The 19905-nt window shown below is 59.0% G+C and carries 17 protein-coding genes; 7 read left to right on the top strand and 10 right to left on the bottom strand.

Annotated elements, in window-relative coordinates; translation table 11 throughout:
• Positions 1 to 28: 28 nt before the first annotated feature.
• From BR48_RS0112350 to BR48_RS0112380, 6 genes are all read right to left on the bottom strand, one after another.
• Complete coding sequence (locus tag BR48_RS0112350; protein ID WP_027231574.1) at positions 29 to 817, bottom strand: hypothetical protein; 789 nt, start codon at positions 815 to 817, stop codon at positions 29 to 31.
• 29 nt (positions 818 to 846) lie between these two features.
• Complete coding sequence (locus BR48_RS0112355; RefSeq protein ID WP_027231575.1) at positions 847 to 1779, bottom strand: DUF2950 domain-containing protein; 933 nt, start codon at positions 1777 to 1779, stop codon at positions 847 to 849.
• A 43-nt stretch (positions 1780 to 1822) separates the two neighbouring features.
• Positions 1823 to 3292, bottom strand: a complete 1470-nt coding sequence (locus BR48_RS26460; protein ID WP_051614917.1) for a DUF3300 domain-containing protein — start codon at positions 3290 to 3292, stop codon at positions 1823 to 1825.
• A 72-nt stretch (positions 3293 to 3364) separates the two neighbouring features.
• Positions 3365 to 3694, bottom strand: a complete 330-nt coding sequence (locus tag BR48_RS0112370; RefSeq protein ID WP_027231577.1) for a hypothetical protein — start codon at positions 3692 to 3694, stop codon at positions 3365 to 3367.
• A 22-nt stretch (positions 3695 to 3716) separates the two neighbouring features.
• Positions 3717 to 4409 (bottom strand): L,D-transpeptidase, encoded by a 693-nt coding sequence (locus tag BR48_RS0112375; protein WP_027231578.1) that lies wholly within the window; start codon positions 4407 to 4409, stop codon positions 3717 to 3719.
• A complete protein-coding gene (locus BR48_RS0112380; protein ID WP_113280668.1) occupies positions 4406 to 5377 on the bottom strand; it encodes a glycine betaine ABC transporter substrate-binding protein in 972 nt (323 codons plus the stop codon). The genes BR48_RS0112375 and BR48_RS0112380 overlap by 4 nt, the downstream gene beginning before the upstream one ends.
• Before the next feature lie 221 nt (positions 5378 to 5598).
• On the opposite strand from BR48_RS0112380, the gene BR48_RS0112385 reads away from it, so the two are divergent.
• From BR48_RS0112385 to BR48_RS24495, 3 genes are all read left to right on the top strand, one after another.
• Complete coding sequence (locus tag BR48_RS0112385; protein WP_027231580.1) at positions 5599 to 6231, top strand: response regulator transcription factor; 633 nt, start codon at positions 5599 to 5601, stop codon at positions 6229 to 6231.
• A gap of 167 nt (positions 6232 to 6398) precedes the next feature.
• A complete protein-coding gene (locus BR48_RS0112390; protein ID WP_027231581.1) occupies positions 6399 to 7637 on the top strand; it encodes an alpha/beta hydrolase in 1239 nt (412 codons plus the stop codon).
• A gap of 9 nt (positions 7638 to 7646) precedes the next feature.
• Entirely contained in the window at positions 7647 to 8828 is a 1182-nt protein-coding gene (locus BR48_RS24495) for a hypothetical protein (protein WP_051614921.1), read from the top strand.
• On the opposite strand, the gene BR48_RS24500 is transcribed toward BR48_RS24495, so the two are convergent.
• From BR48_RS24500 to BR48_RS0112410, 3 genes are all read right to left on the bottom strand, one after another.
• Positions 8825 to 10270 (bottom strand): lytic transglycosylase F, encoded by a 1446-nt coding sequence (locus BR48_RS24500; protein ID WP_036814332.1) that lies wholly within the window; start codon positions 10268 to 10270, stop codon positions 8825 to 8827. The two genes, BR48_RS24495 and BR48_RS24500, sit on opposite strands and share 4 nt — an antisense overlap.
• A 127-nt stretch (positions 10271 to 10397) precedes the next feature.
• Positions 10398 to 12137 carry a hypothetical protein gene (locus BR48_RS24505; protein ID WP_051614923.1) on the bottom strand — a complete coding sequence of 580 codons (1740 nt, stop codon included), beginning with the start codon at positions 12135 to 12137 and terminating at the stop codon, positions 10398 to 10400.
• Between the two features lie 149 nt (positions 12138 to 12286).
• Positions 12287 to 12514, bottom strand: coding sequence for a hypothetical protein (locus BR48_RS0112410; RefSeq protein ID WP_245273490.1), 228 nt, complete (start codon positions 12512 to 12514; stop codon positions 12287 to 12289).
• Positions 12515 to 12932: 418 nt separating this feature from the next.
• Between BR48_RS0112410 and BR48_RS0112415 the strand changes: the two genes are divergently transcribed.
• Positions 12933 to 13682, top strand: coding sequence for a hypothetical protein (locus tag BR48_RS0112415; protein WP_348625688.1), 750 nt, complete (start codon positions 12933 to 12935; stop codon positions 13680 to 13682).
• A 6-nt stretch (positions 13683 to 13688) separates the two neighbouring features.
• On the opposite strand, the gene BR48_RS0112420 is transcribed toward BR48_RS0112415, so the two are convergent.
• Positions 13689 to 14342 (bottom strand): hypothetical protein, encoded by a 654-nt coding sequence (locus BR48_RS0112420; protein ID WP_155810873.1) that lies wholly within the window; start codon positions 14340 to 14342, stop codon positions 13689 to 13691.
• A 319-nt stretch (positions 14343 to 14661) separates the two neighbouring features.
• Here BR48_RS0112420 and BR48_RS0112425 point away from each other — a divergent pair, with 319 nt between their 5' ends.
• The 3 genes from BR48_RS0112425 to BR48_RS0112435 all read left to right on the top strand — a co-directional run bounded on the left by BR48_RS0112425 (position 14662) and on the right by BR48_RS0112435 (position 19901).
• Complete coding sequence (locus BR48_RS0112425; RefSeq protein ID WP_081815869.1) at positions 14662 to 16323, top strand: arylsulfatase; 1662 nt, start codon at positions 14662 to 14664, stop codon at positions 16321 to 16323.
• Positions 16324 to 16398: 75 nt separating this feature from the next.
• The gene (locus tag BR48_RS0112430; RefSeq protein ID WP_036814336.1) at positions 16399 to 18930 is read left to right on the top strand and encodes a fused MFS/spermidine synthase; all 2532 of its coding nucleotides are present in this window, start codon (positions 16399 to 16401) and stop codon (positions 18928 to 18930) included.
• On the top strand, positions 18927 to 19901 hold the full coding sequence (locus tag BR48_RS0112435; RefSeq protein ID WP_027231588.1) for a MoxR family ATPase: 975 nt from the start codon (positions 18927 to 18929) through the stop codon (positions 19899 to 19901). The genes BR48_RS0112430 and BR48_RS0112435 overlap by 4 nt, the downstream gene beginning before the upstream one ends.
• Positions 19902 to 19905 lie beyond the last annotated feature (4 nt).

Raw genomic sequence — 19905 nt, forward strand, 5'->3', positions numbered from 1 at the left:
TGCGCGCGAGCCCTTTGACGTTTCCTTATCAGAAATGCAAGACGACGCCGAGGATCGGGCCCTGCTGGACGACGTCGAAAACAAAACCGTCATCACTGTAGTCGACCCCGAGGGCACGATAGCCGGCTACGGCCGATACCTTCTCGTTGAACGAATAGCCGATGCCGCCTGCAACGTCCCAATCAAGGTTTGCCTGGCCGCCACCAACCAGGCCCCAGCCTGTTAGATAGATATTGTTGGTAAGCGAATATTTGCCGCGCACGCCGGCAAGCGCATCAACCCATGTAGCACTGTCGCTTCGATCGACGCCGTCAAGTATGCCGCCGTTGAATGAAATCTCAGTCTTGGCGTACCAGAGACGGGCCGCTGCGACGAGGTCGAGATTGCCTCGGTCGCTTTGCAGCACCGAATAGCCGCCGCCGAGCAGGCCGGCGAACGTTTCGGAAGACACACCGACGCTATCCGCCAATATTCCTCGCGGCGTCCCCGATGCGTCTGAAATCTTGCTGTAGATCACGTCGCCAAAAATGCTGTACCGGTCGTAGCGCGCTTCCCCGATTGTCATCGCGGCAAAGTCGAGCTCGTCCCAGATATCGCTGAAACTCATATCCGTGTGTACGGGCGGGAGGCCGAAGACGCCAGTATCGCCGGACATTCCCGCAGCCCAGAAGTAGGGACTGACCGCGAAGGTCCAGCCGTCCTTCTCGACCTGGTTCACTTCCGGCGCCATGGCGGAGTAAATATCAGCGGCGCGTACCGGGCTGGCGGCGAGCAGACCCGCAGCCAGTACGGACACAAGTGCGATAGGATTTTTCATGTCATTCCCCCGAGTTCTGCGCAAAGCACTCAATCCTCGACCGGTTCCCATGACTTGTCAGGATTAAATGACCTTATCTCCTTTGCGCGCTTATCGGTAGCCGGGCCAAGGTCTTTTTCGTAGATGGTGCCATGATGGCTCACAACAAATGTCTTGACGCCCGTTTCGTCATAGACCGCCGGCCAGGCGATCAGCGCGTAACCTGCGATCATGTTGCCATTGATGACGAAATCATACTTGCCGCCGGCGATGTTATCGCCCTGTGACCTGAGTATTCTGTAGCGATAGCCGAAATACCCATGATCCGAGGCAGGAGCGCCCTCGATCTTGCTTGCTTCGCCGAAATTGCCGGCAGGGCTCTCCTCGCCGCCTGCCGATGGCCAATAAAGTCCATCCTGCTTGCCTTTGTCGCTAATGAGCTTTTGGGCAAATTCAAGCACGCCATCGCCGTCGTGATCGCTTTGGGCGTAAAGCACCTGCGCGGCGACGTAATTGCGCATGGTCTTGATAGCTTCGAGTTCGTTTTCACCGATTCGCCGCGCCAAGACCTCTTCGAGGCCGGCAAGCGTATCAAACTGCCAACCGGCATCGTGCTTGACCAGCGGAAATGGGAAGGGCCAGTCGAGATTTCCCAGAATAACGGTCTTCGAGCCATCCTCGCGATCCTTAAGTTCGGCACGCTCCTTCGATGCCTTCTGAAGATCGCTCAGCCGATCGTCAAAATCATCGGATTTCTTCGCAGCCGCTGCGTTGAGGCCCAGAACCTTTGCCAAGGCATCCACGTCCTTTGCATCGAGGTCTTTCTTCAAGGCATCGAGCGCTTCGCCCGGTTCCTTGAACGTTTGCGGCTCAGCGCCGACGAAACGCTGCAAGGAGGGTTCCGCCGCAAATGACGGCGCAGAGGGGGCCGCCAGTGCAATGAAGGCGGAGGCAAGCAGTATTTTGAAAGTTGTCCTGTACATATCGAAATCCCTTCAAGGAATGCGCAATTGGTGTTGATGGCGATCAGCGATGGAAACGGCCACCGCCGCCGTGAAAACCACCGCCACCGCCGTGGAAACCACCGCCACCACCGTGGAAACCGCCGCCACCACCGCCTTGGAAGCGGCCACCACCGCCCTGGAAGCGCTGTCCGCCGCCACCGCCGCCGAGGCTTAGATTGCCACGTTGCGAGGCAGAACGCGCGTCGCGACCCGGTCCGTAATTGCCGAGGGCGCTCGGCTGCCTTGGGCGATTGTCGACGCGGCCCGCGGCCTTCTGCGCATTGGCACGCACATTGCCCTTGTTCTGACCAATATTCCTGTTCCCGGCCTGATTTTGCAGCTTGCCTGCGAGATCGCCGCCTCCAGCCTGATTCTGGATCTTTCCAGCAAGATTGCCGCTGCCGGCCTGTCCCTGGAGCTTGCCAGCGAGGTTGCCACCCTGCCCCTGCAGCTTGCCGGCCAGATTGCCGCCGCCCTGCTTCAGCTGATTCTGGACGTCGCGCCGCACATCAGAACTCTGCAGCCGCGATCCGACGCCGGCCAGGCCGCCGCCAGCGCCAAGATTCTGCAAGCCGCCGTTTTTGAGATCGAGACGGTTCGCATTGTTTTCGCGCAGATTGTTCGTGATCGAATCGCGATCGAAATTGAACTTGCTGTTGTCGAAATTGAGATTGTTGATGTTGTTCCTGTCGAAATGGAAATCGTCGCGGTTGAAGTTGTTGACGTTGATGTTGACGTCATTACCTCCCCACGAATGCCAGTTATCCCAATCGACGGCCGCACCGAACGCGACCCCGGTCACGAAGCCGGCCCAATACGGCGCGTAAGGATAATAATAGGACGGATAGGGGTCGCCGTAGACAATGGGCGCGGCCGCGACATAGGTAGGGCTCGTCAGGATGACGGGATCATAGGTCGGAACGTAGGTCACTTCCTTCTTGGCCGGGCGGATGATCACATTGTCATTCTTGGTTTCGACGACGACCTTGTCGTTGGACTTGATCGTGCCATTTGCAACCGCCTTGTCACGCAGATCCTGGATGGCGACGAGCACGTCCTTCTGCTGATTGACGACGGCGGTTTCGAGCTGCTGCGTCCAATCAAGGTCGTCGCTCATCATCTTCAGGACCGTCGGATAGTTGAGAAGCGATACCACGCTTCCATCCCATGCAGCGTCCGGCTTTGCGTTCGGCTTGTTCTGTTCGATAAACCGCTCGGCCTGCACGATCTGCAGCGGGTTGAGGCTGGCCGACAATACCAATGCGACAAGATCGTCGGGATAGAGCGCGATCCGCGCAACGAGGATTTGCAGTTCGTCCGCCGTCATCAGTACCGGCGCTTCAGCGGTGGGCGTTGCAGGCGTTGCGGCTGGCGCCGACGCCGGTGCAGGTGCGGCGGCGGTCTGGGCGAAGGCATAATTTAAATCAGGTCCGGAAAATAAAATGAATGCGACTGATGAAATGAGGGCAATCGTCTTGTAGTGCAATGGCATTCCGGAATCTCCTTGGTGGTTCGCTTTCGCGACAGGCAATTTCATTGCTTGCTTATGGTTACGTAAGAATACTCACATCTTTTCGAGCGACAGCACCTGCCCCGTCTGGTCGATCAGGCAGGTCGAGCGCTGACCCTTGGCCTCGAGTATGATCTGGTATTTCCCGCCGTCGAGCGCGCTCGAACTGACCGGCAGCACCGAAGCGTGATCGGCGCCGAACTTTTGCGTCGCGGCGTTGGCACAGGCGACCTGCAGGTCGGCTGGAGCAGTCTGCTGTGTATTTCTCGCCATGTTTTCTGGCGCAGGCGTATTCGATACGCATCCCCCGAGCGAGAAGGCGCCAGCGGCAAGCGCCATCCAGACAAGCGTTTTCGTGTATTCCCGATCAGACTTCCAAAGCATCGTGTCCCCCTGCTCCAGTTGCTTAAACACCTTTGTAAAGTGAAGCGCCCTGCATGAGCACGATCACCTTGGCGCCGACCTGTATCTGTGAGGCAAGATCGACGATATCGTCATTGTTCATCCTGATGCAGCCCGACGAGACGTTAAGTCCGATCGACCATGGTTCAGGCGTGCCGTGGATGCGGTAGATGGTGTCCTGGTCGCCATCATAGAGATAGAGCGCCCTTGCGCCGAGCGGATTGTCGGGACCGCCGGGCATGCCGCCGGCAAACTTGACGGCGTTCGGATCGCGCGCCACCATTTCTGCGGGCGGAGTCCAGGTCGGCCACTCGGCAATGCGACCGACGCGGACGATGCCCGCCCAACCAAACCCGTCACGGCCGACACCGATACCGTAGCGAACAGCCTGACCGCCGCCTTTGACCAGATAAAGGAAATGCTGGTTGCCATCGATGATGATCGTTCCAGGCTTTTCGGCCGTGCGGAACGTGACCATCTGCCGTCGGAACGCTTCCGGCACCTGGCCATTGGCGGCGTAGTATTTGCGCGCCTTGCGGCTGTCGTAGGGTATCCAGGTACGCGTCTTCACATCGTAAATCTGGGTCTTCGGAACTTGCGCGAAACCAAGTCCGAACGGAGCGACCAGAACCAGGCTTGCCACCGCCACCCCGGCAACGAGCTTCGCCCTTAAAGGATTACGCAGGTGCATGGTCATTGCCCTCCCCCCTTTACCCACTTCGCGATACGATCCGGGTTCTTTTCCACCCAGGCCTCGGCGTAGTCTTCCGGTGTCTGGCGGTCGACTTCCACCGCATAGCTCATGTCGGTGATTTCCTCGGGCGTGAAATCGATGCTTTCGAGGAACTTGGTCACCTCGGGCTTGCGCGTCGCCAACGCCTTGGCATAGGCGATGTGAAAATGCGCCTTGTCCCATGCGACGGGCGCGTTCGATTTGGCGAGCCAATCGGGATCGTCGGCGGGAAGGACGACGTGCCACTTGGCGGGGTCGAAGGCCGGCTCGTCGAGCTTGACGATATCATGCAGCTTGAAGACGACGTGCGGGCTGTAGCAGGCGAAGACCACGGGCTTGTCCGCAGCCTCGGCCGCATCCACTGACGCCATGCCCATGTCCTCGGGCATTTGCAGAAGCTGCAGGTCCTTGTCGTAACCATAGCTTTTGGCGCGGATTTGCTCGATGGCCGTCGACGACCAGGTTTCGGCGCCGACCCACATCTCGCCCTTGCCATCGCCGTCAGTATCGAGCGCGGCGGTCTTCTTGGCGTCCAAGAGATCGGTCACCGAGTGAATTCCGGTCTTTTCGACCGTCTGCTTGGTCGTGCAAATTCCCTGCCACGCATCGACGCCAGTATCGGCGAGTTGAACCTTGTCGGCATATCTGGTGACGAGAGAATTGAGGTTCGGCAGCCACACTTCGGGATGCACGTCGACCTCGCCCGACGCAAGGCCGGCAAAGGCGATCATCGTACCCATCTCGCGAACCTCGACGTCGAGGCTCAGTTCCTTTTTCAGGGCGCTCTTGATAATGTTGGCCGTTACCTGGCCCGAAGGCCAGTTCGGCATGGCGACTACAAGATCAGCGGCCGCGGCCAGCCCGGACTGCGCCATTGCCAGCAGCAACGTCAACGCTGCGGTCTGTCCCAGCCGTGCCATCCTCATTCGCATCGGCGGTCTCCCCAAGCCACGCTCATCCACAGATTGTAAATGGCTCCCGAACGATCGTTGACTCATGTGCAGCGCTCCCGCTGTTTTCGTTGCGCGCATTAGCCAACATCGCGCCCGTTACCGGAAGTACGTAACAGTTAATTTTTGCCGCATCGCCGTTTCCAGTGTAGGGGTAAACCGTGCCGGCGAGACGATCGTGGCAGATGAATACGAGGATTGGCATGACACGAATTCTGATCGCGGACGACCATGAGATCGTCAGACAGGGCGTCCGCGCGATCCTGTCGAAGCGCGATCGCTGGGAGGTCGTGGCGGAAGCCGGCGACGGTCGCGACGCCGTCGAACAGGCGCGCCTCAGCGAGCCTGACATCGCCATCCTCGACTATGCCCTGCCTTTCATCAACGGCGTGGAAGCGGCGCGCCAGATCAGGCTGCACAGTCCCAAAACCGAAGTCCTCATCTTCACCCAGCATGACAACGAGGCGTTGCTGCGCAGCATCCTGGAGGCCGGCGTTCGCGGCTACCTCCTGAAATCGGACGCAACGCTCTATCTCGTACAGGCCGTCGAGGCCCTGGAACATCGCCAGCCGTTTTTCACCAAAACCGTCTCGGACATCCTGGTCTCGTCCTATCTCGCCAAGGCGGACGCTTCCCCGAGCGTCCTGACGTCGCGCGAAACCGCTGTGGTAAAGCTCATCGCCGAGGGGCACAGCAACAAGGAGACGGCAGCCATCCTCGGTCTCAGTGAAAAGACGGTGGAAAGCCATCGGGCGGCCTCGATGCGCAAGCTCGATGCGAAGTCGACCGCCTCGCTGGTTCGCTACGCGATTCGCAATCGGCTGATCGAAGCTTGACCGGATGGCCGTCGCATGAGCTTTAACAAACTGACATTTTCGTCCACTACTAGCTCAAGCCAGCATGTACACAGTGTCGTCGTTCGGCGCGTCTCGTTTTGTTTTAGTTCGGAGCAATCCGCCTGTTTGAAAGCCTGACCATGGTTCGTCAATATTCGAAAGCACGCATGTTCCTGTCCGTCCGCACATTTTCCCCTGCCATTATTGTCCTTGGTTTGGCCCTTGCCGGATGCGCAGGGCATCCCAAAGGCGTGATGGCGCCGGTTATGACCACCGGTGCGACCGGTGGCTCGTCTGTCGACATGCTGGTCGTGACAAGCCGTGTGCCCTCGGACGATCCGGCAACGCTCTTTACCGGCGAGCGCAGTCCAAAACCCTACCTCACCGATATTACAGTCTCGATCCCATCCGACAAGATTCGCAAGCCCGGTACCGTACAGTGGCCGAAGCGGCTACCGCCCAATCCGAAGACCGACTTCGCGGTTACCCACGTGAAGGAATTGAATTCGGTTGCCGAAGGACGCGCCTGGTTCCGCAAACATGTCGTCGGCGGCCATGCGCTGGTCTTCGTGCACGGGTTCAACAATCGCTACGAGGACTCCGTCTTCCGCTTTGCCCAGATCGTCCACGACTCCGGCGCACAGGTGACGCCGATCCTCTTCACCTGGCCTTCGCGCGCCAGCGTCTTCGACTACAATTACGACAAGGAAAGCACGAACTATTCGCGCGTTGCCTTCGAGCAAACCTTGCGCACTCTCGCCAACGATCCCGAAGTCAAGGATATCACGGTCATGGCCCACTCTATGGGCACCTGGCTTGCCATGGAGTCGCTGCGCCAAATGGCAATTCGCGACGGACGCGTAGCGCCGAAGATTGACAATGTAATCCTCGCTTCGCCGGATATCGATGTCGATGTGTTCGCGCGGCAATTCACCGAGATGGGAGAGAAGCGCCCGAAGTTCACGATTTTCGTTTCGCAGGACGACCGCGCTCTCGCCGCGTCGCGTTTCATCTCCGGCGATGTGCAGCGGCTTGGAGCCATCAATCCGGCGGAGGAGCCCTACCGCTCCAAGCTGGAACACGCTGGCATCACCGTTATCGACCTTACCAAGGTGAAAGCCGGCGATAGCCTCAACCACGGCAAGTTCGCCGAGAGCCCGCAAGTGGTCCAGCTTATCGGCCAGCGCCTCGTGACCGGGCAGACGCTGACGGACTCCAACGTCTCGCTTGGACAGGGCATCACGGCAGTCGTTGCCGGTTCGGTCAGCACCGTCGGCAATATCGCCGCCAAAACCGTTGCAGCGCCGCTGACCGTGATTGAAGAACCGAAGCGCATGCCGAAGAAGAGCGACGAACTGAGTTCGACCTTGGGCAGCCCGACACCATCGAAGGAACTGAGCTACTAGGGTGATGCGATGACCGACGATCACAAGGACGGCCAGCAGTTCCTCATTGCGCGTGGGGGGCCGTTCTATGATCTGCAGCTGCAAGCGAAACTCGTCCGTCGCCAAGACCTTAAGCCCACACTGCGTGCCGCCCTCTTCGTGGCGCTCAGCTGGGGTGTGCCACTGCTCTTGAGCTTGCTCGCGGGCACTGCTTTCGGGCCGCTTGCCGAGCGGCCTTTTCTGCTTGACCCCGGACCTTGGGCCCGCTTTTGCGTTGCCATCGGCCTGCTGGTGCTTGCCGAGACCCAGATCGAAAATAATCTTCGGCAAGGTGTGCGGAACTTCTTTTCGGGCCCATTGCTTCCCGAGGCATCCAGAGCCGCGGCCAGCGCTGCCGTTGCCAAGGCGCTTCGGCGGAGAAATGCGCCGGCCGGTGACCTGGTCAGCCTCTTTCTGGCGATCGTCTCCTCCTTCCTTCTCTACCACAACATGCAGGACCAGCCACTGGCTTCCTGGGCGGCGACCGCTGGGCCGGAAGGTCCGACACCTAGCCTCGCGGCCTGGTGGGCGGTTGCCGTCAGCAACACGCTATTCTGGTTCCTCGCTGCCCGCGCATTCTGGCGCCATATCATCTGGTCGATGCTGCTTGCTGATCTTTCGAAGCTGGAAACGCGACTTGTCGCAACGCACCCGGACGGGCACGCCGGCCTCGGTTTCGTCGGCCAATACCCCAACGCCTATGTGCTCTTTACGGTGGCCGTCAGCTGTGTGATTGCCGCGTCAGTGACCCACGAGGTGCTGCATGGCAGCTTTACCGTTACTGCAATCGCGCAGGTCATGGGGCTGTGGCTGGCCCTCATTTTTGCCTATTTCGGCATACCGCTCGCCGGCTTCATATCGCTTCTCGCCAACTTCAAGAAGCGCGCGCTGCGTGCGGCGAGCGAGCGCGGGACGGACTTCCAGCGGCAGGTCGAGCGCAAAACGTTCGGTAAGAACCTCGTGGCCGATGATGGCAAGGCGATGGCCGACGATGAACTCGGCGATCCCGGCAAATTCTACGACGCCGCCAAGAAGCTTTCACCCATGCTGGTGACGCGCTCGACCCTGGTACCGGTGTCCGCGGCCGCCCTGCTTCCATTCGTGGCCGTCGCGATAACGCAACTGCCGATCAAGGAACTCGTACCGGTGCTGAAGCGCCTGCTGCTTCTCTAGCCGCCTTTGGCTCCGGCATTGACCGCGTCGGCATGCTCGCCGAGGCGCTCGACGAGCATCGAATAGGCAACGTAATATTTGAAGATGTTGCTGACGTACTGCACCGTCTCCCGCCCTATGATATCGGCCGCCGAATTCTCTACATTACCGAACCAGATGTTCGGATCGAGCCCCATCTGCGTGGCCCTTTTCCGGAACTTGTTGAGGTTGCCCGGGCCGGCATTATAGGCGGCAAATGCCATCAATTGGCGGTCGCGTTCCTTCATGTCCGGCTCGTTGAGGTAGGTATCGATAAGATAGCGCAAATATTTCGACCCGGCTTCGACGTTGCGGTCCTGGTCCTTGTCGATGCCGTTTATGCCGACCGCCTTGTCTCGCGCCGTGGCGGGCAGCAGTTGCATGATTCCGACGGCGCCCCTTGGGCTGCGTTTCGCCTGATCGAGTTTTGATTCCTGATAACCCTGCGCCATCAGCATCAGATAATCGAACGAATAGGTCTTGCCGTGCTTGCGGAATATCTCGACAAGCTGCTTGAACTTTTCCACGTCTTCGCCTGAATAGGCGCGCTGCAGGATCTTGTCGCTCTTGAAATATTTGCTGCGCAACATGTTGCCGAACGCAGTGCCGACCCGGTGGGCGGCGACGAAAGTGTCGAGTTCCTTCTTGAGTTGCGGGCTGTTTTTGCGGATCGCCCAAGCGATCTCGCCGTCCTTGGCGACTGCAATATCCTCATGCACCTTGATGTCGGTGAAAATCGTCGCCCAGATATCCGCCTTGTACTTGTCGACGACCGTGTACTGCAAAATGCCGGCATTGACCATTTCGAGGATGTCTTCGTCCTCCAGATTGTCGTCCATGATCCTGAGCTTGATCGGCTCCTTGCCGCGCGACTTAAGGTCCTCGTTTACCTTCAAAAGATGCTCGTAATAGCTGCTCGTTTCCCGCACTGCGAGTTCCTTGCCGGAGAGACCGTCAAGGTTGACTACCTCTTCGGAGGCCGGCCCTGTTACCAGCACCTCGCTTGCCTTGTCATAGATAGGGATGGTGAAATCGACCTGCTTCAGGCGGTCTGGCGTGATCGTCAGGTTGGCCATGATGATGTCACCAAGCCCTTCGTTCAACGCCGGTATCAGCCGGTCGCGTCCCATCGGGATAAAGGCAACGTGAATGCGATCGACTTCGCGCTTCTTGCCGATATTGAGGGCTGTCTCAAGCTCCAGCCCGAAGTCCACGGCTGTGCCAAGTTCTCGGCCCTTGTCCAGGAAAAAGATCGTTTTGCTGTAAGGAACGAGGACACGGACCAGACGCCGCTGCTTCATTCCGTCAAGATCGTCCAGATGGGGCTGGACGAGGGATTTTTTTTCCGCCAGCGCCAGGCCTGCAGGGACGCACAAGAGTGCCAGCGCGAGCGCGACAGCACCGACGAACCACCTCTTATTCATTTGTTTTGGGCCTCCCCGCCCAGCAGCGCCGTGTCGTTATGGTTTCCCAGGTTCTATCCCGGATGAGCAACGGCAGTGCGCTGGTGAGATTTCACCGACACCACCACTCCCTGCAAGTACGTAACTGTTAATTGGTTGCAGGAAGCGGCTGGGCCAACGGAAGACCGGCCTTGGCCAGCCCGGCCTCGAGCCCATCGATCATGGCCGGAGCATAGCGGCGCGCAATCATGTCGGCGCGGAACGTCGTCCAGAAGCGGTCGCGATAGCGGGTCACACGGTCCATGGTTTCCCGGACGCCCGAGGCATCACCCAATTGGCCGAAGGCTGCAAGTTCAAGCACATCGGCCAGATAATTCCCCGAATGACCCATCTGCTGAACCTTAAGCACCGCCTTGGTGAAATCGCCCTTGCGATAGGCATCAAGCGCAAGGATCAACTCGGCATCATCCTGCGTGCCGTTGATCTGTTCTGCCCTGGAGGCGAGGTTTGCGCCCTCCGTCCAATTGCCGTTGGCGAAGAACATCGCGCCAAGCTTGGCTGGAATGAAGCTATTGTTGGGATTGAGCGCCATCGCCCGATAGCCCGCAACGAAAGCCGCTTCACTCTGTCCGTTGTGATAGAGCGCCAGCATTTGCGCATAGCCGGCGCGGTCCGACATCGGCGCCAATGCAACGGCCTTATTGGCCAGAAGCAGCGCCTGCGCTGCAGTGCCGTTGACGACTTCCGGCGCCGCGGACTCGATCATGGTGACCGCCATGGCGGCGTTGGCATCGGGATTGTTCGGCATGGCTTGCAAAGTGGCGGCGAGACAGTCGCGAACGGCGTCGAGCTCAGTAGCATCTTGCCGCTCGAGCGCCACCCCGGTTCTGAGGATACAGCCATTACCGAGACTGGGCGCTGCGAGTTCTCGCGTATACTCGATATTGTTGATGACGCCTTGCGGGCCGGCGAAGCGGGTGGCGAGATCGGTGACAAGCTCGCGGCGAACCTCCGTGTCTGGCCGGTCGTCCGGGTTCGCACGCTCGACCCCCGACCGCAGGGCTTCGCCGCTCACCGGATCGACGACCTGCCACCAGACTGCGCGACCATTTATGTCCGGATGGTACTTTAGGACGACATGGTAGGGATTCGCAGCACGCCGGGCGCTACGGAACCAGCTAAGCGCTGGAACCGTCGCCTTTACCGGGGAAGGCATTTCTGCCGCCGCCAGCGTCAAAGTCTGAAATTGCGAAAGCGCCGTCATCAGATAGTCGCGGATGAGGCCGGCTTCAGCATCGGTGCCATCGCCTGCCAGCTTCATCTCGACAGCAACGACCGGCTTGTCGGAAAATACACGGCGGTTGGCCGCAACTGCCACGAGAGAAATCGCTGTGATACACACGACGCCTGCTGCAACGGCAAGATGCCGCTTGGTAATGAAGCTATGGGAAGGCTGCGCCGGGGGCAAGACGGGCTGTTCTTCCGCCTCCTCGCATTCCTCCACGACCTCCGCTTGCGGCGGTGCCTTGGTGAATACGGGTATGTAGCGGCCGCGCGGCAGTTCGATGCGTACGCTGCCTTCCTCGGCCCGGCTCTCATAATATTGCGCCAGGGAGGCCCGAAGCCGGGTTGCTTCGATGCGGACGATGGGATCGGTCGTCGGGTCGAAACTCGAGGGCCGGCCAAAGACGTCGACGGCAATCGTATAGGCTTTTACCGAGGCTGCCCGGCCCTCGAACATCTCCTGGGCGACGAACCTCAGGAAATTCCGGTTACGTTCTGTCGAATGGAATTGTGAGTCCGAAAGTAGCCTGTCGAGCTCCGCCCGCGCCTCTTCTTCGGAAATCCTCTCCGAGTCTGGCATGTCGACATTGAAGTCAACTTCCATGTTCGCGCCCCACCCCAGTTTCACTGGATAGTAGAATTGAACGGAACGCTACGCAACGCCATACGGGAAATCCCCCAGGTTGCGATGGAATTGTCCTGACGCAAGACCAGGTTGAGGAGATCAGCCATCGATAGTGGGGAGGCTCTACGTCAGTAGCTTCTGCCGCGCGTGGCGATGCAGATGTCGATGACTTCAGTCTCGATGTCAGCGCAGAGCATTTCATATTCAGCAATCAGCTTGAGATCTTTCGAGCCGTTGCGGCGCAAGCGATCAAGCGTGGAGCTGGCCTCGTCGAAGGCATCGCACAAGCTTTGCAATGTCGTATTCCGCGCACTGAGAACCTGCAGCTGCCCACGCATCGCAGGCAGCCTGAGCATCAATTTCCACAGTCCCCTTTGGGCAGACGCGGTCGACATCGCTTCAATTGCATCCCCTGCTCGTTGTTCCGTCGAGCTCCGGTCGGGCCGCAATCAGAAATTATATCCCCAGGCCCCGCTCGGTCATCAATCATAGGATGATGTCTCGCCTTATGGGAGTACGTAACGGTTAACAGGGGGTCCGTTGCCGCAAATCCGCGAGCCCAAAAAACGAAATGTTTTGCCTTGGATGAATTTGCATTGCCCCCTTTTTGGTCGTTCTACCCCGGCATGGGCGGAAGGCTGTAAACGTTACAGTTACGAACTTGTCATGGAGGATGGAATCTGGCTCACGTTGGCTTTCAATTAAGGGATGAAGTTCATGAGATATTTAAGTTATTCATTAGATGTATTGATTGTGGCCATCAGCGCGATTTCGTTGGGTACGCTAGCTGCATCAGCACAGGAACACGCAGATGTAAATGCTGCAAACAACCCGCTTACGCCCAAGATCACGCTCAATTTTCATGACTACTACGTTCCCGAACTGAGCGGACTGCCGGGCGACCGCTACGCAAACCAGTTCCTGCTGCGCGGTCTCGTGCCTTCGGACCTTTTCGGCGCACCGCAATTGATCCGCTTTACCCTGCCAGTTGCGACCGCACCGGAATTTCCGACAGGATATACGACGGGCCTGGGCGACCTGACGCTGATGGACATTTTCCTCGTGCCCGGCAAGGAGATTTCATTCGGCGCCGGCCCGCTCGTCGTCCTCCCGACCGCGACGGACGATGCCCTTGGCGCCGGCAAATGGCAGGCGGGCGCCGCCGGCGTTGTGGTCGCACCGCAAAGCTGGGGCCTGCTCGGCGGTCTCGTCACCTACCAGACGTCATTTGCCGGCGAAAGCGACCGGGATGATGTTTCACTCGCAACGTTCCAGCCTATCGTCAATTTCAATTTGAGCAAGGGTTTCTACCTCAGGTCATCCGCCATCTGGAACTTCGACCTGGAGAGCGGAAACTACTCGGTTCCGGTCGGTTTTGGCGTCGGCAAGGTGTTTCAGGTCAACGACAAGGTGACGATGAACGCCTTCGTCGAGCCGCAATACACCGTCTTTGATCAAGGCCGCGGCAACCCCGAGTGGCAGGTTTTCGTAGGCGTCAACTTTCAGTTTGCGCTCGGCAAATAGACGAGATCATTTGGCCGTAACCTGACTGAACGACATGCCGTCGATCTTGCCTTCGTCGAGCCGATAGACGAGGGCTTGCAGGGTCGTCACGCCATTGCTGTTTGGGCCCTGTTCATTCGAGTAACGGATAATCCCGTCATGAATGCTCATGCCGAAAGCCTTTTGCAGATCCGTCTCGTCATCCTTCAAGCCTGGTACGGGCAACATCCACGCCGTCAAGGTTTCAGGACCTTGGGAGCAGCCTGACCGCGCAGTCTCGCTCTCCTCAGCCGATACCATCGTCAGGAGCCGTTTCGAACCCGCTGCTTCACCATTGGAAATAAACCAGAGATTCGACGCATGGCCATCGAGCGCAACCTGGTAGCAGAGCCAGCTGACACCATTGGCGCCCGAACCGCGCGTCCTGATCTCGCCGCCAAACGCCTTCTGGATTGCATCGAGCGTCGTTGCTCCGAACGAAATGTCGAGCATGTCCGCCTTGAGCATATTGTTGAAGGGCTTGGGCATTTGATAGGACGTTGATTTGGCTGTGCCACCCGACAGGATCAGCGATGGAAAGCCCGAAAGCCGTACGTCGTCAGCCTTCGCCTGCGCAGCCCATATCCATGGACCGGTGGCGATGATCATTGCACATAGGGTCCTCACGGTGACCGCCTTCATTCACGTCTCCTGCTGCGTTTTCGCGTCTAACGTGCAGACATCATGAGCGCATCTCATCCGAAGACAAAGTACTTAACTGTTACAGAACGCTCTGCGACATGCATATAAAATTTCGTCCCGTTCCCGGTAAAATCAAGCATTGCGTTACAGTTACGTACTTCCTTCGGAAGCCGAAGCCCGAAAGCATGCAGGTCGTCCAAAAGCCCAATCCAGGGCAGAAACACGCGCAGCGGTTGCAGGGGTCTGATAATGCCTCGGCCCAGACACGAGAGTACAATGCTTCAGCACGAAATTTGCCCCCGTCTCCAGGAGGATACTGATGTCAGTTGAATGGAAGATTGATTTAAGCAGGCTTTGGCAAGCTTGCGTTCCGAGCGGAGCCAAGGCGAGGACCTCCCTGCTCGCTGGCGCGGCCATAGCGACAGGGATTGCTTTTGCGCAATGGCCTGGAGTTCAGGCCGCGCAGGCGCAGGACGCTCCCAAACCCAACATCCTCGTCATTTTCGGCGACGATATCGGCCAGACGAATATCAGCGCCTATACCCGCGGCCTCGTCGGTTACCAGACACCGAATATTGACCGCATCGCCAAGGAAGGCATGATGTTCACGGATTACTATGCCGAGAACAGCTGTACTGCCGGACGCTCTTCCTTCATCACCGGCCAGACGCCGTTGCGCACCGGTCTTTCCAAGGTGGGCGCGCCCGGAGCACCGGTCGGGCTCCAGGACCGCGACATAACAATCGCCCAGGCCCTTAAGCCGCTTGGCTACAACACCGCCCAATTCGGCAAGAACCACCTTGGCGACAAAGATGAATATCTGCCCGTAAAGCACGGTTTTGACGAGTTTTTCGGCAATCTCTATCACCTCAATGCGGAGGAAGAGCCGGAACGACCCTATTGGCCAAAGGACCCCAATGATCCCTTTGTCAAGAATTTCTCGCCGCGCGGCGTGATTAAGGCAACGGCCGATGGCAAGATCGAGGATTCCGGTCCGTTGACGACGAAGCGGATGGAAACGATCGACGACGAGACCACGGGTGCCGCGATCGACTATATCAAGCAGCACAGCAAGGGCGACAAGCCATTCTTCGTCTGGATGAACACAACACGCATGCACGTATTTACTCATGTGCGGGAAGAGTATCGCGGCAAGAGCGGCATGCCGGGCAATGAATATGCCGACGGCATGTGGGAACACGATCAGGACGTCGGCAAGCTTCTGAAGACACTCGACGACGAAGGCATCGCCAACAACACGATCGTCGTCTACACGACCGACAACGGGCCCAACATGTTCTCATGGCCGGATGCGGCGATGACGCCGTTCCGCAGCGAAAAGGATTCCAACTGGGAGGGTGCATTCCGCGTCCCGGCGATGATCCGTTGGCCAGGCAAGATCAAACCCGATACCGTCAGCAACGACATGTTCTCGGGCCTCGACTGGTTCCCGACCCTGCTCGCCGCTGCTGGCGACACGGATATCAAGGACCGGCTACTGAAGGGTACCGATATCGGCGGCAAGAACTTCAAGGTGCATCTCGACGGCTACAATCAGCTGCCCTATCTCGAAGGTCAGCAGCCAAAGAGTGCGCGCAACGAGTTCTACTATTTCGACGACGACGGTAAACTCGTCGCCATGCGTTGGGACAACTGGAAAGCGGTGTTCTGCGAGCAGCGCGCGCCAGGCAACCTCAACATCTGGCAAGAGCCCTTTACCTGCCTGCGTCTTCCCAAGATCTTCAACCTGCGCATGGACCCCTATGAGCGCGCCGACATCACGTCGGACCAGTACAATGACTGGCTGGCGAAGAACGCGTATCTGACGGGTATTGCCACGTTGAAAGCTTCGGAGTTCCTTCAAACCTTCGTCGATTATCCGCCGAGCCAGAAGCCGGCAAGCTTCAGTGTCGACCAGGTGGAGGAAGCCGTTCACAAGAAGATCGATGAGGAACTGGCAAAGCAGAACAAGGCGCAATAACGCCCGTTTGATTTCGATAACCGGCTGGCGCCCAGAAGATGCGCCAGCCGAACAATCCATTGCGGAGCGCATCAGATGAGCGTTGATACGCAACTTTCCAACCAGCCTGCCGGTGCCGAACAGTTTGAGGTTTCCATGCCCCAACGATTGACCCTCACGGCGCCGCCTGCCCTTCTGCTTTTCGCCTCGGGCTTTTCAGCTCTGGTCTTTCAGGTCGTCTGGGTACGGCAACTCTCGCTGATCGTTGGCGTCGACGTCTATGCCGTCACGGCTGGCGTTGCAGCGTTCATGGCAGGGTTGGCGCTCGGCAGTCTGTTGCTCGGGCCCGCAATCGATCGCAGCAATTATCCCTTTCGGTTTTATGCGCTGCTCGAGGCGGGTGTCGCCCTTTGCGGCATTGCAGTTACCGTCGCGCTCGCACATTTTGCGCCGTCCTTTGCAATTATCGAGAATTCCGCTGCACCCGTCGCCTGGTTGATCGTTTTCGCTCTCGTCGGTGTTCCCGCTGTCCTCATGGGCGGCACCCTTCCAGCGGTGGTGCGATCGGTAGCCGCGTCGAACCGCGACATCGGCCGCAAGGGCGGACGCCTATATGCGGCAAATACCGCCGGAGCCATTGCCGGCACCCTCGCCGCTGCATTCCTCCTCATCCCCTATCTCGGTGTCTCCAGCACCGCCTATGCTGCGGCGGCGCTGAGCTTTCTTGCAGCTGCCCTTGCGCTGGTCCTTGCGTCGCCTGCTCAAGCGCAAACCATCTCGCCTGCCAATGTGAATTACCGGAATGTTCGTCTTGCCCTGTTTCTGTATTCTGTGGCGGGCGGCATCGCACTCGGCTACGAGGTCATCTGGACCCAATCCATCGTCCAGTTCATGAGCACACGGACATTTGCCTTCGCCATCGTGCTCGCCACCTACCTCATTGGTTTGGCGGCAGGCTCCGCACTTGCCTCGAGATGGGTCGATCGCGTTCGCGACCACTGGAGCATTTTCGGCCTGCTAATCGCCGGCGCGGGCCTCGTCGGTCTTTGCGGCATCGCGTTCCTCGGCAACTGGATCATCATGCTGCAGTCCATGGCCGAGTACTGGCTGCTTCAGCTGACAGGAAACCAGCTTGCGGGAATGTCGGCACGCTTTGCGGTCGCCGCGATCCTCATCGTGCTTCCAACGACTCTTCTGCTTGGCGCCGCCTTTCCCTTTGCGCTTAAGCTCGTGGTTGAAGATGGCCGGACGGGAAGCGGCGTCGGGCTCGTCAGCGGCTGGAACACGCTCGGCAGCATTGTTGGGACGGTCCTTACGGGCTTTGTCCTCGTTCCCACTTTCGGCTTCGTCGGCTCGTTCGGCATCCTCGCCGTCGCTGCCACCGCCATTGGCCTGATCGCCGTGTTTCGCAACGTCGCAGCTGTACGCCTCCACCGCATTGCCATCGCATCGGTCTGCATCCTGACGCTGGCCCTGGCCTTCCTCGTCCCCTCTGATCGCTTCGCCAGTCTGCTGCCCGGTGCACAGGCCGGAAGGCTGGTCTTCTACGAGGAAGGCCTTGGCGCTACCGTCGCGGTCGTCGAACAGGGCCGCGACCGCAAGTTCCGCCGACTCTATATCCAGGGTGTTTCCAATACGGGAGACTCCCTGCCCTCCCTGCGCTACATGCGGCTCCAGGCGCTCCTTCCCCTGATAACCATGCAAAAGCGGCCGCAGGCGGCGATGGTTGTCGGCCTCGGAACCGGCATAACCGCAGGTGCGCTCCTTACCTATGACGGGCTCAACCAGCGCGTCGCCGCTGAACTCCTGCCAGGCGTACAGCGGGCAGCGAACCTGTTCAACGGCAATTTCAATGCTGCCTCCTCGCCCGACCTCGATATCCGGCTGCGGGATGGCAGGCGGGAACTGCTTGGAAGCGAAGAGTCCTACGATCTCGTAACGCTCGAACCGCCGCCTCCCTCGGCCGCAGGGGTAGCCAATCTCTACTCCACCGATTTCTACAGGCTTGCCGCCGCGCGGCTGCGGCCAGGTGGCATGGTCGCGCAATGGCTCCCGTTGCCGACGCAAAACGATGAGGATACGCGCTCGCTCGTTCGAAGCTTCATCGATGTCTTTCCGCACGCATCCCTATGGACAACCGAACTGCATGAAATGCTCCTCGTCGGCTCGTTCGAACCCATGAACCTCGATGTCGCTCAGATGAGTGCGCGGTTCGAACAACCCGGTGTGAGGCAGGCCTTGCGCGAAGTCGGCGTCAATTCACTTCCTGAATTGATGGCCACATTCGTGATGGATCGCAAGGGACTTGAAACCTATGCCGGAGACGCGGCCCCCGTGACCGACGATATGCCTCGCATCGAATATGCGGCGTGGGTGAGACCCGACACCTTTCCGACAGTCCTGCCGAAACTTCTCGCCCTTGCCAGTGAACCGCCTCTGGTCAATGCCGATGCGGCCTTCATCACATCCACGAAGCAGGAACGGGAAATTCTCCACACGTTCTATAATGCCGGCCTAAGCGCCTATCGCGGTGATCGGGACGCATGGCAGCGCAACGCCGGATTCGTCAGCGACCATGCACCCGACAATGCCTACTATGCCTGGTTTTTAGGGGGGAACACACAATGAGCGCACGTGACGACATTCTCGCATTGGGCAAGCGGGTCGGCCAGTCGATCATCGGCCAGGACACGATGGTCGAGCGGTTGCTGCTTGGCCTCATTGCCAATGGCCATCTGCTGGTGGAAGGCTTGCCCGGCCTTGCGAAGACGCGGGCGATCAAGAGTCTGGCGAAAAATCTCGATGCCGAGCTGTCGCGCGTACAGTTCACGCCAGACCTTTTGCCGGCCGACATCACCGGCTCCGAAATCTACTTCAGCGAGGGCGGCAAGGGCGAGTTCAAATTCCAGCAGGGCCCGATCTTCGCCAACCTGATCCTTGCCGACGAGGTGAATCGTGCGCCGGCGAAGGTGCAATCGGCGCTGCTTGAAGCGATGGAGGAACGCCAGGTGACCGTCGGGGGCAAAAGCTATCCCCTGCCTGACCTTTTCATGGTGATGGCGACGCAAAACCCAATTGAGCAGGAAGGGACGTATCCGCTCCCCGAAGCTCAGCTTGACCGCTTTCTCATGCACGTCGAAGTGGGCTACACAGATGAGCAGTCGGAGGCGGCGATCATGCGGCTCGTTCGCAGTGAGGAGACTTCAACCAAGTCCAAGGCCGGAAAAACCGACGACAGGCTGGATCCCAAAGCAGTCTTCGATGCCCGTGCCGAAATATCCGCCATCACCGTGTCCAAGCCGGTCGAGGACTACATGGTGGCACTCGTTTTCGCGACACGCTACCCCGACAAGATCGACGCGGACCTCGCCAAATGGCTGCAAGTCGGTGTCAGCCCGCGCGGCGTCATTGGCCTCGACAAGGTTTCACGCGCCTATGCGTGGCTAAAGGGCCGCGACTATGTCACGCCCGACGATGTCAAGGCGATCGTCCATGATGTTTTCAGGCACCGGCTGATCCTGTCCTATGAGGCACATGCCGCGGATATCGGTCCCGACAAAGTCATCGACCGGATTGTCGAACGCGTAGCGGTGGCCTGAGTGC

Origin of the sequence: Phyllobacterium sp. UNC302MFCol5.2 (assembly GCF_000686005.1) — a bacterium.
In the GTDB taxonomy this organism is placed as follows: Bacteria; Pseudomonadota; Alphaproteobacteria; order Rhizobiales; family Rhizobiaceae; genus Phyllobacterium; species Phyllobacterium pellucidum.